The sequence below is a fragment of the Methylosinus sp. R-45379 genome (assembly GCF_001644125.1).
Taxonomy (GTDB): domain Bacteria; phylum Pseudomonadota; class Alphaproteobacteria; order Rhizobiales; family Beijerinckiaceae; genus Methylosinus.
On sequence record NZ_LUUM01000256.1, the window covers coordinates 30901 to 43554 of the forward strand.

Consider the following 12654-nt stretch of genomic DNA (forward strand, 5'->3'; position numbering starts at 1 on the left):
GGTCACGCATTCGACGCGAAATAGTCCTGAAGGGCGCGGACTTCGAGATCTCCCGATACATAGGCCCTGATGCTCTGGACTGCTGCGATCGCGCCGGCCAGAGTCGTATAATAGGGGACTTTATGCAATAGCGCAGCTTGGCGCAAGGAACGAGAATCCGCCAGCGCCTGAGCGCCTTCGGTCGTGTTGAACACCAGCTGAACCGAGCCGTTCTTGATGGCGTCCACAATATGCGGGCGGCCTTCCGACACTTTGTTGAGCTTTTGCGCCGGCACGCCTTGCTCCTGCAGATAGCGCGCCGTGCCTCCCGTCGCCACCACGGTGAAGCCGAGGCTCACCAGCTGCTGGACCGCCGGTATGACGCGCGGCTTGTCGGCGTCGCGCACCGAGACGAAGACCGTTCCCTGCCGCGGCACCTTTGTGCCGCCGCCGAGCTGGCTTTTGGCGAAGGCCGCCTCGAAGCTGCGGTCGAGGCCGATCACCTCGCCGGTCGAGCGCATTTCCGGCCCGAGCACGGTGTCGACGCCGGGAAACCGCGCGAAGGGGAAGACCGATTCCTTCACGCCGACGTGATTCGGCGCGCGGGTGGGCAGAGTGAAGGCCGAGAGCTTCTCCCCGGCCATGATCCGCGCCGCGATCTTGGCGATGGGCGCGCCGATCACCTTGGCGACGAAGGGCACGGTGCGCGAGGCGCGCGGATTGACCTCGAGCACGAAGATTTCGCCGTCCTTCAGCGCGTATTGGACGTTCATCAACCCGATGACGCCGAGCGCCTTGGCGAGCTGGATCGTCTGCCGCTCGAGCTCGGCGACCATCTCCGGCGACAGCGAGCGCGGCGGCAGCGAGCAGGCCGAATCGCCGGAATGAATTCCCGCCTCCTCGATATGCTCCATCACCCCGGCGATGGCCGCCTCCTCGCCATCGGCGAGACAGTCGACGTCCACCTCTATGGCGTCGGTGAGATAGCGGTCGAAGAGCAGCGGATTCTTGCCGAGAACCGTGTTGATCTGCCCGGTCTTGTCATTGGGGTAGCGCGCCTTCACATCGGAAGGCACGAGGCTCGGCAGCGTGCCGAGCAGATAATCGTCGAGCGTGTTCTGATCGCGGATGATGGCCATCGCGCGTCCGCCCAGCACATAGGAGGGCCGCACCACCAGAGGCAGGCCGAGCTCGCCGGCGACGAGCCGCGACTGCTCCACCGAATAGGCGATGCCATTTTTCGGCTGCTTCAATCCGAGCTTGTCGAGCAGGCGCTTGAAGCGGTCGCGATCCTCGGCGAGGTCGATCGAATCGACTGGCGTGCCGAGAATGGGCAGCCCCGCCGAGCTCAGCGCATGGGCGAGCTTCAAGGGCGTCTGGCCGCCGTATTGGACGATGACGCCATGCAATGTCCCATTGCTGCGCTCGACGTCCAAAATCTCCTCCACGTCCTCGGCCGTCAGCGGCTCGAAATAGAGACGATCGGAGGTGTCGTAATCCGTCGACACAGTCTCGGGATTGCAATTGATCATGATGGTTTCATAGCCCGCGTCGGCGAGCGCGAAGCAGGCGTGGCAGCAGCAATAGTCGAATTCTATGCCCTGGCCGATGCGGTTTGGCCCGCCGCCGAGAATGACCACCTTGCGCCGATTCGACGGCCGCGCCTCATTGGCCGGCGCGCCGAGGAAAGGCGTCTCATAGGTCGAATACATATAGGCGGTGGGCGAGGCGAATTCCGCCGCGCAAGTGTCGATGCGCTTATAGACCGGCCGCACGCCGAGCGCCCGCCGCGCCGCGCGCACCTCCTTCTCGCCGGCGCCGGTGAGCGTGGCGAGGCGCGCGTCGGAGAAGCCGGCGAATTTCAAGGCGCGGAAATTCTCGGCGTCCTTTGGCAGGCCGAAGGCGCGCACTCTGGCCTCCAACGCGACGATCTCCTCAATCCGCGCGATGAACCAGGGATCGATCTTGCAGGCCTCGTGAATCTCCTGCGGATCCATGCCGAGCCGCAGCGCCTGGCCGACGACGAGCAGCCGATCCGGCGTCGGCGTGCCGAGCGCGGCGCGCAGGACGTTCATATCGTCGCCGCGGCCCATTCCGTCGATCTCGATCTCGTCGAGGCCGGAGAGGCCGGTCTCCAGCGAGCGCAGCGCCTTTTGCAGCGATTCGGCGAAATTGCGCCCGATCGCCATGACCTCGCCGACGGATTTCATCGCCGTCGTCAGAATCGGCTCGGCGCCGGGGAATTTCTCGAAGGCGAAGCGCGGAATCTTGGTGACGACATAATCGATCGTCGGCTCGAAGGAGGCGGGCGTCGCGCCGCCTGTGATGTCGTTGGCGATCTCGTCCAGCGTGTAGCCGACGGCGAGCTTGGCGGCCACCTTGGCGATGGGGAATCCCGTCGCCTTCGACGCCAGCGCCGAGGAGCGCGACACGCGCGGATTCATCTCGATGACGATCATGCGGCCGGTGGCGGGATCGACGGCGAATTGCACATTGGAGCCGCCGGTCTCGACGCCGATCTCGCGCAGCACGGCGAGCGAGGCGTCGCGCATGATCTGATATTCTTTGTCGGTCAGCGTCAGGGCAGGGGCGACGGTGATCGAATCGCCCGTATGCACGCCCATCGGATCGATATTCTCGATCGAGCAGACGATGATGCAATTGTCCGCTTTGTCGCGGACGACCTCCATCTCGTACTCTTTCCAGCCGATGACGCTCTCTTCGATGAGCACTTCGGTGGTCGGCGAGGCGTCGAGGCCGCGCTCGATGATGTCGATGAACTCGGCCTTGTTATAGGCGATGCCGCCGCCCGTGCCGGCCAGCGTGAATGACGGGCGGATGATCGCCGGCAGGCCGATATCCTCCAGCGCCTCCAGCGCCTCGGTCAGGCCCTTGGAAATGTAGCGCCGCTTGCGCTCCGGCTCGTCCGTCTCCCAGCGGCGGCGAATATCGGCGATCGCCTTCTGCTTCTCCTCGGCGGAGAGGGCGGAGGCCTCGATCTCGGCGATCTCGGCGTTGCGCTTGGCCTTGTCGGAGGTCTTGACGTCGGTGGCGTTGGCGAGGCGCGAGCGCGGCGTGGCGAGGCCGATCTTGGTCATGGCCTCGCGGAACAATTCGCGATCCTCGGCCTTGTCTATGGCCTGGGCGTTGGCGCCGATCATCTCGACGTCGAATTTCTCCAGCACGCCCATGCGCTTCAGCGAAAGCGCGCAATTCAAGGCCGTCTGGCCGCCCATGGTGGGCAGCAGCGCGAAGCCGCCGGGAATGGCGTAGCGCTCCTTCTCGATGATCTTGGCGACGATCTCGGGCGTTATTGGCTCGACATAGGTCCGATCCGCCATGTCGGGATCGGTCATGATCGTCGCGGGATTGGAATTGACGAGGACGATTCGATAGCCCTCGGCGCGCAGGGCCTTGCAGGCCTGAGTGCCGGAATAGTCGAATTCGCAGGCCTGGCCGATGACGATGGGGCCGGCGCCGATGATCAGAATGGTCGAGATGTCTGTTCGCTTCGGCATGTCGGTCCGTCTGTCATCCTTTCGTCGCGGGACGCTCCCCAGAATGGGGGAGAGCGCGCGTCTTGTCGTCTGTCGCGGCGCCGGCGCGCACAAAAAAAGGCCGCGCTGCAGCCTTTCCAAGGTCCAGCGCGCCCTCCCTAGAGACGAGATCGAGCGGGGCGAGAGGCCCGGCCCGGCGGTCGGCCGTGTGTTAGACGAGAATCTGCGGAAGGGAAAGGGGCTGGGAAGCCGACTGGGGAAGAGTCGGCGCGGATTGGCCAGACCGCCCACCTGAATCCGCGCCGTGACGCGCCGAAGAACCGTCCGATTCTCCATCGAATTATGTATTAGTCCCGTTTCACGCCTCGCCGTCGTCCGCCATGTGGCCTGTTCGGGCGGAGGGTTTCGACGCCTTCGCTCAGGCTCGGCGGAACGGGCCTGGAAGCTTCTGCGGCGCGGCGATCCGCAATTGCTTGTTGACGTTCATGCGTCCGAACACGACCTCGATCGCCGAGGGAGCGACGCCGAATTCGCCGGCGAGAAAGCGCACCATGTGATCGGTCGCCCGGCCTCGGCGCGGCGCCGTGGTCACGCTGACCTCGAGCTGATGGCCTCTGGGCTTGCCGATGGCGTCGCGACTGGCGGCCGGCCGTCCCAATATGTTGACCACGAGAGTTTCGCCTTCCCACCAGAAAAAAGGCTCGGCCTCCGTCGATTTGCGCGTCACGGATCGCCCCCTCGCGTCCGCGAATCGACGCGCGTGGCGAGCCAGATCACATGCCGCGCGCCGCCGCCTCTGCCATTGGCGCGCGCTTTGACCTCCTCCACGCGGAAGCCGGCCTTGCGCAACCGCGCGGAAAACGCCCGATCCGGCGCGCAGGACCATACGGCCAGCACGCCGGCCGGACGCAGCGCGGCGCGCGCTTCCCGCAGTCCCTCCTCGCCATAGAGCCCGCCATTGGCGTCGCGCGTGAGGCCTTCGGGGCCGTTGTCGACATCGAGGAGAATGGCGTCGTAGCCGCCGCGGCCGGAGCGGATCGCCCGCCCGACATCCTCCACCTCTATGCGCACGCGCGGGTCGGTCAGGCTGTCGCCGAAAACCTCCGCCATCGGCCCCCGCGCCCAGGCCACGACGGCGGGCACGAGCTCGGCGACGGTGATCTGCGCCTTCGCCCCGAGAGCGCCGAGCGCGGCGCGCAAGGTGAAACCCATGCCGAGCCCGCCGATGAGCGCGCGCGGCTGCGCCCGGCCGGCGATTTTCCCGCAGGCGAGCGAGGCCAGCGCCTCCTCCGAGCCGCTGAGGCGGCTGTTCATCAGCTCATTATTGCCGAGCATGATGGAGAATTCCGCGCCCCGCCGCTTGAGCCGCAGTTCCTCCGCGCCGCCGGGCACGGGGGCCGTATCGAGCTGGGTCCAGGGGATCACGGGAAGAGCTTTTCCTTGGAGGGCGGCGCGTTTCAGTGGAGTGGTGATAGCTCGAGGCGAGATTTGGCGTCCAGCACGGAGGAGGCGGTCATGTCCACGAGCGCGGACATGACGCCGCCGCGTGAGGAGCTGCTCATCCGGATTCAAAGCCTTGGCGTCCCGGTCCCGCCGACTAGAAATCCGCCATGAACTCGGCTATAGGACAAAAAAAATCTCCTCCGTTCGCCGCGGGGATTGCGGCCGGCGCGACGAACGGAACTCCCGATCGGAGTCCGCCTGTCTATGTCGCTCGAACCATTCGGATATATCCCTCTCTCCTTTCTCGCCTGGGCCGCGCAGATGGTCGCGTTCCACGGGATCGGTCTCGCTTTCGAATGGTGTGATTCGACCGGCCGGCTGAAGCGCTTCAAGGTTCGCGACCTCGATCGCATGAGCTATCGCCAGCTGCTGCCGCGCGTCTTGTTCAATCAGACGGCGATACTCCTGCCCTCCATGCTGGCGGTGGAATATTTCGGCCTCGGCTTCGTCGGCGCGCCGCATCTGAGCTGGACCGCGCTCGTCCTGACCATGATCGGCATGCTGATCGGCCATGACATCGTGCAATATGTCGCGCATCGCCATCTGCTGCATCATCCGGCGATGATGAATCGGCTCGGCCATGCGCTGCATCATCAGACCGGCGCCAGCAAGGCGATCAGCGCCTGCTATCAGTCCGGCGCGGATTTCTTCTTCGAGATCGTGATGCCCTATCTGCTGCCGCTGGTTCTCGTCGGCGGCGGCGGCGCCAGCGTCGCTTTTCATCTGTGGATGACCAGCCTCGGCGCGCTCGGTGGGCTCTATGAGCATTCGGGCTATGATTTCGGCCTCGCCTTCCGCGATCCCGCGGCGAAGGGCTGGCGCAAGCGGCTCAACGCCACGCTCGATCGTCTCATCTCCAGCACGGCGCACGGCTTCCACCACACGCGCGGCAATGTGAGCTTTTCCGACGGTTTCGGCACGCCGGGCCTTTGCGACACGCTGTTCAAGACGCGCTGGGACCTCGTGCCGGAGCGCGTGCGCCAACGCGAGCGCATGGCGGCCTCCGTCTGATCGGCGGAGCCGTCGCCGGCTCGCCTTCCGGGTTTTTCGGCGCTCCATCAATTGGTCAGCACGACGCCGGTCGCCTTGGCGGTCGAATCATTGGCGGCGCATGTCACCGACATGACCGCGTCATTATAGTCATAGTCGTCGGTGTTTCCGCCCATGTCGTTCCAGGCGTAATAGAGCGTCTTGCCCGCGGCCGAGGCGCAATTGAGCGCCGCATAGGTCGGCAATGACGAGAGGCAGGAGCCGCTGACCAGCGACGATAGGCTGGTGACGACCTGAAGGCTGCAATTCTTCGTCACGCTCGAATAGGCGGTTTTGCTCGGGGGCGACAAATGCGAATAGAAATAATGCGACGAGCCCTGCGCGCCGCCATAGCCGTTGGAGCCATAGCCGCCGCGTCCGCCGGTGACATTGTAGAGCGCCAGTCCCAATTTCTGCCCGGCGGTGAGCGTCACCTTGATCGTGCCGGAGGTGGAGCCGCCGCTGTTGCTGAACAGCTTGGTGAGGCTGGAGGTCGATGGCGTCGAGCCGTCGCTCGGCACGATGTAATAATAGAGCGTGTTGGCGTCCAAGGCGCTGGAGTTGAATTGCGATAGGGCGATGCTCGCCGTGTAGACGAAATTTTTCGCCGTGGCCGTCACCGATATCGGCGCATTCGCCATAATGGCCGCGAGCATCTGGCTTTTGGCCGTGGCCGAGGCCGTCACCGTGACGATATAGGCGGTGGTCGAGCTGCTGGAGCTGGCCGTCGATGTCGTCGCCGAATAGCTGATCGAGGCGGAGGCGCTGGGCAGAAGCGCAACGGCGCCGGCCATATAGGCTTTGGCGGCGGTGACGGCGGCGGCGCTGGTCGAGGAAGAGACATAGGCGGTCGCGCCGGCCAAGGCCGCCTGATCGACGGCGTTCTGCAATCGCGAGCGAATCGCGAAAGCGCTCGCCAGATTGACGCCTGCTCCGATCAGCAGAGCGAGCGGCAGCAATACGGCGGCGAACAGGAGCACCGCCGCGCCGCGACGATCCGCGCGGAAGCGGGCGAATGTCGATCTTTTCTCAATCATGAGTCACCTTCGATCCGTTGCGTGGCTTGGCGACCGCGATCGCCGAGAAAGAGAATGTCGAGGGCAGCACGTAGGAGACGGGGGCCGCATAGGCGTATGTCGCCTGCACCACGATGGCGCTGTCGCCGGAGGTCGGCGTGTAGGTCGTCGCCAGCGTCGGCGCATTGGTCGTCGCGGAGGCGGAGCCGCAGCTCGTGTCCTGCCAGTCTTTCGCCCGGCCGCTGCTCGAATAGACGACGCTCGTCACCGCGGCTTTGAAGCCCGAGCTCTTCAGCGGCGAAAGCGCCATTTGCGCGCCCGAGCAGAGATTGGACATGATCGTCGTGGAGACGTTCGTCTGCTGGGAGACGAGATCGGCCAAGGTCTGCGCCGCCAGCCGCGCTTTCCAGCTCGCGCGAATGAGCCGCGTCGCCTCGAAGGCGCCGAGAGTGAGCATGAGAGCGACTGGCGCGATCAGCGCGAATTCGACGAGCGCGACGCCGCCGTCCTGTCGAAGCGGGCGGCTCATGAATAGGGCTCGTTCTGGAAGGCGACCGTCGACAGAATCAGCAGATAGCCGTTCTTGCCGAAGAGGGAGGAGAGCCAGGGCGCGAACAGCGTGCGCGTGAAGCCGACCTGCACCAGCACGTCCGATCCGCCCGAGCCGATGGAAAAGCTCGTATTGGTCAGCGCATTGGCGCTGTCGGTCGTGATGGTTGTCGAAAGGGCGGAGAAGCTCGTCCCGGATTGGACCGTATATTTGATCGAAGCGCAGGGGACGACGCCATAGAGATAGGCGCAGAGCGTCGTCTTGAAGGCCGCCGACGTCGTCGTCGCGCCGATCTTGACGCTGCGCGCCGCCCGCAATGTCGCGCTGTCCAGCACGCTCTGCTCGAGCAAAGTCATGCCGAGATCGATCCACACGACCAGGATCAAAATGAAAATCGGCGCGATGAACGCGAATTCGACCGCCGTCGCGCCGCTTCGACATTCGGAGAAGGCGGCGCGCCCCTCACATGCTCCCAATTTGGCCATCATGGCGCTCCGCCCTTGCGTGGGAAATTATCCCACATCATGAGGGGCGGGTGTTACCTAGGCATTAATGCGTTCATGGCCGCGCGGCGAAGCAGCGCTGGGGGGCTTTCGCGCGCTCGCCCGCGCCGGTCTGCGGAAACGCCACGCCCGCCATAATGTCGCCCGAACTCGCCCGTCATCTGGCCGCCGCGGCAAGGCGATTCCGCGTTCCCCATTGCGGGACGCTCGGGCGCCGGCCGTCGCCGAACTGTCTCGCGAGCGCGGCCCGCGCGCTTGTTTTTCTCGTGGGTCAGGCCGGGTGGCGCGTCCCGGAGATTTGGTCTACAGAAAGTAAACCGCCTACGCCCGATGAGGTCGATCACATGCCGATGATTTTCCGCTCGTCCCGCTATCGCGTCGCGGTTCTCGCCTGCACGCTGCTCGCGGCGGCGCCGGCGCGCGCCGATATCATGGACAGCATAACGAGCGGCTTTGGCCTCTTCTCGGGCGAAAAATACAAGACCGAGATTCTGCCCGATATTCCGGCCGAGGATATCTATAATCAGGGCCTCGCCCGCATGGACGCCCATGATTACGAGAACGCCGCCAAGAAGTTCGGCGAGCTCGAGAAGCAATATCCCTTCTCGCAATGGGCGCGCAAAGGCCTGCTGATGCAGACTTTCGCGCAATATCAGAAGCCCGCCTATGACGATGCGGTCGCCTCGGCGCAGCGCTACATCGGCCTCTATCCGACCTCTCCCGACACGCCCTATATGTATTATCTCGCGGGAATGTCTTATTATAATCAAGTCCCTGCGGTGATGCAGGACCAGGAGAGCGCGGAGAAGGCCCTGGCCATCTTCACCCAGCTCGTCGAGAAGTTCCCCAAGTCGGAATATGTGACCGACGTCAAATACAAGATCCAGGTGGCGCGCGATCAGCTCGCCGCCAAGGACATGACGGTCGGCCGCTTCTATCTGACGCGCAAGAATTACGCGGCCGCGGTCAATCGCTTCCATGACGTGCTCGCCAAATATCAGACGACCCGCCACGCCGAGGAGGCGCTGTATCGGTTGACGGAGGCCTATTTCGCTATGGGCGTCGTCAATGAGGCGCAGACGGCAGCGGCCATTCTGGGGCATAATTTCCCCGATTCGTCCTGGTACAAGGATGCGCATTCGCTGCTCGCGACGGGCGGCGTCGCGCCCGAAGAACATCAGGGCTCGTGGCTCTCCAAGATCGGCAAGACGCTCGGCTCCAGCTGAGCGTTCGCAGGGGCGAGCCGAGGGGGCCGGAAGAGTAGAGCGCGCGCATGCTCGTCCGTTTGTCTATTCGCGATATCGTCCTCATCGACAGGCTCGATCTCGAGTTCTCGTCAGGCCTGACCACGTTGACCGGCGAGACCGGCGCGGGCAAATCCATCCTTCTCGACGCTTTCCTGCTGGCGCTGGGCGCGCGCGGCGACGCCTCGCTGGTGCGCGCTGGCGAGGAGCAGGGGCAGGTGACGGCGGCCTTCGATCTGCCGCGCGACCATCCGGCCCTCGCCGCGGCGCGCGAGTTCGGCCTCGACGCCGAGGATGAGCTGGTTTTGCGCCGTGTGCAGACCGGCGACGGCCGCACCCGCGCCTTCGTCAATGACCAGCCGGCCAGCGCCCAGGCGCTGCGCGTGATCGGCGCTTCGCTGGTCGAGATCCATTGCCAGCACGATGATCGCGCATTGGTGGACCCGAGCGCCCATCGCGCCCTCGTCGACGCCCATGGCGGGCTCGGCGAAGCGGCGGCGCAGGTGCGGGAACTGCATGGCGCCCTCCAGCGCGCGCGCCGCGAGCTGGCCGAGGAGGAGGCCCGCGTCGCCAAGGCGCGCGCCGACGCCGATTATCTGCGCCACGCCAATGAGGAGCTGGAGGCGCTGGCGCCGCAGCCGGGCGAGGAGGCCGCGCTCGCCGAGCGGCGCCAGACGATGCAGCGCTCCGAGAAAGTGGCCGGCGATCTGCGTGACGCGCTCGAGGCTTTTTCCGGCGATCATTCGCCCGCCGGCGAGATCGCCTCCGCCGCCCGGCGGCTGGAGCGGCGCGCGACCCAGGCGCCGCAGCTGATCGAGCCGCCGGCCAAGGCGCTCGCCCAGGCGCTGGACGCGCTCTCCCTTGCCGAGCAGGCGCTGGAGCAGGCGCTCCGCGACGCCGATTTCGACCCGCGCGAATTGGAGCGCATAGAGGAGCGGCTATTCGCTCTGCGCGGCGCCGCGCGCAAGCATCAGACCAGCGTCGATGCGCTGCCGGCGCTCGCCGAGCGCTTCGCCGCCGATCTCGCCGCGCTGGACGCCGGCGAGGCGCGCATCGTCGCGCTGAGCGAGGCGGTCGCCAAAGCGCAGGCCGCCTACGCCAAGGCGGCGGAAAGCCTTTCGGCGGCGCGCCGCGCGGCGGCCGAGACGCTCGACGCTCTCGTGGAGGGCGAGCTGAAGCCGCTGAAGCTGGAAGGCGCGCGCTTTCGCACCGAGATCGTCAGCGATCCTGCGACCGGCGGGCCGGACGGCTATGATCGTGTGGAGTTCTGGGTGCAGACCAATCCGGGCTCGCGGCCCGGCCCGCTGGTGAAGGTCGCCTCCGGCGGCGAGCTCGCGCGCTTCATGCTGGCGCTGAAAGTCGTGCTCGCCGATCGCGGCTCGGCGCCGACGCTCGTCTTCGACGAGATCGACACCGGCGTCGGCGGCGCGGTGGCGGACGCCATCGGTCAGCGTTTGGCGCGGCTCGCGAAACGCGCGCAAGTGCTCACCGTCACCCATGCGCCGCAAGTGGCGGCGCGCGCCAGCCGGCATTTGCGCATCGCCAAAGGCGCCGTGAAAGGCAAGGCGAAAGACCGCGTGGCGACGCGCGTCGCCGAGCTGGAAGAGGCGGAGCGGCGCGAGGAGATCGCCCGCATGCTCTCGGGCGCCGCCATCACCGACGAGGCCCGCGCGGCGGCCCGCCGGCTGCTGGAAGGGGCGGGCTAGAGCGTGTCCGCGGGGCCGGAGGCGCTCACGAGGCCCGTACGGATTCGGGCCGATTTGGCGAAAGCTCGATCTTCGGTTAAGAAGCGCTAACCAAATCGGCTCGGGAGGACGAATGAGACTGGCGATTTGCGCGGCGACCGCCGCCTTGGGCTTTGCGCTCGCGGGCTGCAATTCCTCTTCTCCCGAACGTCAATTCGTCGCCAAGGCGGTCGAAGAGCCGCCGCCGCCGAAGGCGAAGCTCTCGCAGCGCGAGAAGCTGGAAGACAGCATTTCCCGCTGCGCTCGCACTTACGACATCCCCGAATCGCTGATCCATACCGCCGTCCGCCGCGAGAGCAATTACAATCCCGCCGCCAAGAACGGGCCGTATTGGGGCTTGATGCAGATCCGCTACGACACGGCGCGCAGCGTCGGCTACAGCGGTCCGGCCAAGGGCCTGCTGGACGCGGAAACCAATCTCGCCTACGCCGGCGCCTATCTCGCCAACGCCTTCCGCGTCGCCGGCGGCGACGCGCAGCGGGCCATTCAGCTCTACGCCAAGGGCTTTTATTTCGAGGCAAAGCGCAAGGGGCTGCTCGGCCAGATGGCGAGCGGGCGCTCGTCCACGGATGAGCTGAGCGAGCCGGCGGCGCCCGCCGTGGCGAAAGCCGAGGCGCAGCCGGTCGTGCTGGCGGCGATCGATATTCCCGCCGGCAAGCATGTCGGGGCGGCCGAGGCGCAAGCCCAGCCGGCGCCGGCGCCGATCATGATGTACACGGAAGCGCAGGTCCCGGTCGCGCTGGAGGAGCAGACGGCGCAGCAGTAGAGGCGCCCGTCACAAAGCGTCCGGCCAGCGGCGCGCTCCGTGATAGAGGCGCAATAGGTGAATAGTCTCGTTCTGCACGCGATAGGGAACGAGGTAGGGCGTTCCTGTGACGACGAATTCCCGTGTGCCGAAAATACGGCCGGGACGTCCGATGTGTGGAGCGCCGGGAAGGGTCGTTTCGAGCGTTTCGACGAGATGCAGGACCATCCGCCGGGCGGCGGCCGGATTATCGCGCGCGATATAGGCTCGGATCGCCGACAAATCGCCGAGCGCTTTTCGCGACCAGACGATTTTCATGGAGCCGGCGTTTCATCCGGCGTGTCCCATGATTCGACCCATTTCCGCACGTCCTCGTGCGCTATCGCTTCGCCCGCGTCGATCGCGCGTATCGCGTCTCGAATTCCCTCGACTTGCCATTCATTGGCGTCGAGAAATTGAGTGATCGCTTCCGCTGCGAGAAAAGAACGGCTGCGGCCGGTGCTCTCGGCGAGCTTCTCCAGCCGCGCCTTGGTCGGGGCGTCGACGCGGACAGTGAAGGTTTCGCTTGCTCGCGCTTCGTTTTGTGTTTTCATGTACACATCCTATCGCCAATCTGAGTTTGGGCAAGCGCGGGCGAGGAGCGCGCTCGTTGGATTTGCTGATGTGTTGTTCTGTTCATGTTCCGACTCCCTGGGCGTCGGGGTGTGGATGGCCGCGACAAGCGCCGCCATGAAGCTGGAAACACCTCTGCCTGCTAACGTGACCTCAGATCCCCGGGAGCCCGGCCCCCTCGCATTGCCTCTCGCGCCGCGCTGGCCTAAGACAGCCCTCCGCCCTTTTCGA

12 protein-coding genes are annotated in these 12654 nt (G+C 65.7%); 4 read left to right on the forward strand and 8 right to left on the reverse strand.

The window, feature by feature from the left end:
* Positions 1-2: 2 nt before the first annotated feature.
* The 3 genes from carB to A1351_RS13765 all read right to left on the reverse strand — a co-directional run bounded on the left by carB (position 3) and on the right by A1351_RS13765 (position 4901).
* On the reverse strand, positions 3-3497 hold the full coding sequence (gene carB / locus A1351_RS13755) for a carbamoyl-phosphate synthase large subunit (protein ID WP_024880326.1): 3495 nt from the start codon (positions 3495-3497) through the stop codon (positions 3-5).
* 397 nt (positions 3498-3894) lie between these two features.
* Positions 3895-4203 carry a DUF167 family protein gene (locus A1351_RS13760; RefSeq protein ID WP_024880325.1) on the reverse strand — a complete coding sequence of 103 codons (309 nt, stop codon included), beginning with the start codon at positions 4201-4203 and terminating at the stop codon, positions 3895-3897.
* Positions 4200-4901 (reverse strand): spermidine synthase, encoded by a 702-nt coding sequence (locus A1351_RS13765; protein ID WP_064033255.1) that lies wholly within the window; start codon positions 4899-4901, stop codon positions 4200-4202. The genes A1351_RS13760 and A1351_RS13765 overlap by 4 nt, the downstream gene beginning before the upstream one ends.
* Positions 4902-5183: 282 nt before the next feature.
* On the opposite strand from A1351_RS13765, the gene A1351_RS13770 reads away from it, so the two are divergent.
* Complete coding sequence (locus A1351_RS13770; RefSeq protein WP_064033256.1) at positions 5184-5990, forward strand: sterol desaturase family protein; 807 nt, start codon at positions 5184-5186, stop codon at positions 5988-5990.
* A 47-nt stretch (positions 5991-6037) separates the two neighbouring features.
* Here the strand turns inward: A1351_RS13770 and A1351_RS13775 are convergent, their stop codons facing one another.
* Genes A1351_RS13775 through A1351_RS13785 form a run of 3 tightly spaced genes read right to left on the reverse strand, consistent with a single transcriptional unit; the run spans position 6038 to position 8062 of the window.
* Complete coding sequence (locus A1351_RS13775; protein ID WP_024880322.1) at positions 6038-7045, reverse strand: pilus assembly protein TadG-related protein; 1008 nt, start codon at positions 7043-7045, stop codon at positions 6038-6040.
* The gene (locus tag A1351_RS13780) at positions 7038-7553 is read right to left on the reverse strand and encodes a TadE/TadG family type IV pilus assembly protein (RefSeq protein WP_051465422.1); all 516 of its coding nucleotides are present in this window, start codon (positions 7551-7553) and stop codon (positions 7038-7040) included. Before A1351_RS13780 ends, A1351_RS13775 begins: the two co-directional genes overlap by 8 nt.
* Positions 7550-8062 (reverse strand): TadE/TadG family type IV pilus assembly protein, encoded by a 513-nt coding sequence (locus A1351_RS13785; protein WP_064033257.1) that lies wholly within the window; start codon positions 8060-8062, stop codon positions 7550-7552. The genes A1351_RS13780 and A1351_RS13785 overlap by 4 nt, the downstream gene beginning before the upstream one ends.
* A gap of 359 nt (positions 8063-8421) precedes the next feature.
* Between A1351_RS13785 and A1351_RS13790 the strand changes: the two genes are divergently transcribed.
* The 3 genes from A1351_RS13790 to A1351_RS13800 all read left to right on the forward strand — a co-directional run bounded on the left by A1351_RS13790 (position 8422) and on the right by A1351_RS13800 (position 11832).
* The gene (locus A1351_RS13790; protein WP_024880320.1) at positions 8422-9303 is read left to right on the forward strand and encodes an outer membrane protein assembly factor BamD; all 882 of its coding nucleotides are present in this window, start codon (positions 8422-8424) and stop codon (positions 9301-9303) included.
* 47 nt (positions 9304-9350) lie between these two features.
* The gene (gene recN, locus A1351_RS13795; protein ID WP_024880319.1) at positions 9351-11027 is read left to right on the forward strand and encodes a DNA repair protein RecN; all 1677 of its coding nucleotides are present in this window, start codon (positions 9351-9353) and stop codon (positions 11025-11027) included.
* 112 nt (positions 11028-11139) lie between these two features.
* Entirely contained in the window at positions 11140-11832 is a 693-nt protein-coding gene (locus A1351_RS13800) for a lytic transglycosylase domain-containing protein (protein WP_024880318.1), read from the forward strand.
* A gap of 9 nt (positions 11833-11841) precedes the next feature.
* Here A1351_RS13800 and A1351_RS13805 read toward each other — a convergent pair whose 3' ends face one another.
* Complete coding sequence (locus A1351_RS13805) at positions 11842-12129, reverse strand: type II toxin-antitoxin system RelE/ParE family toxin (RefSeq protein WP_024880317.1); 288 nt, start codon at positions 12127-12129, stop codon at positions 11842-11844.
* A complete protein-coding gene (locus A1351_RS13810; RefSeq protein ID WP_024880316.1) occupies positions 12126-12404 on the reverse strand; it encodes a CopG family ribbon-helix-helix protein in 279 nt (92 codons plus the stop codon). The genes A1351_RS13805 and A1351_RS13810 overlap by 4 nt, the downstream gene beginning before the upstream one ends.
* Positions 12405-12654 lie beyond the last annotated feature (250 nt).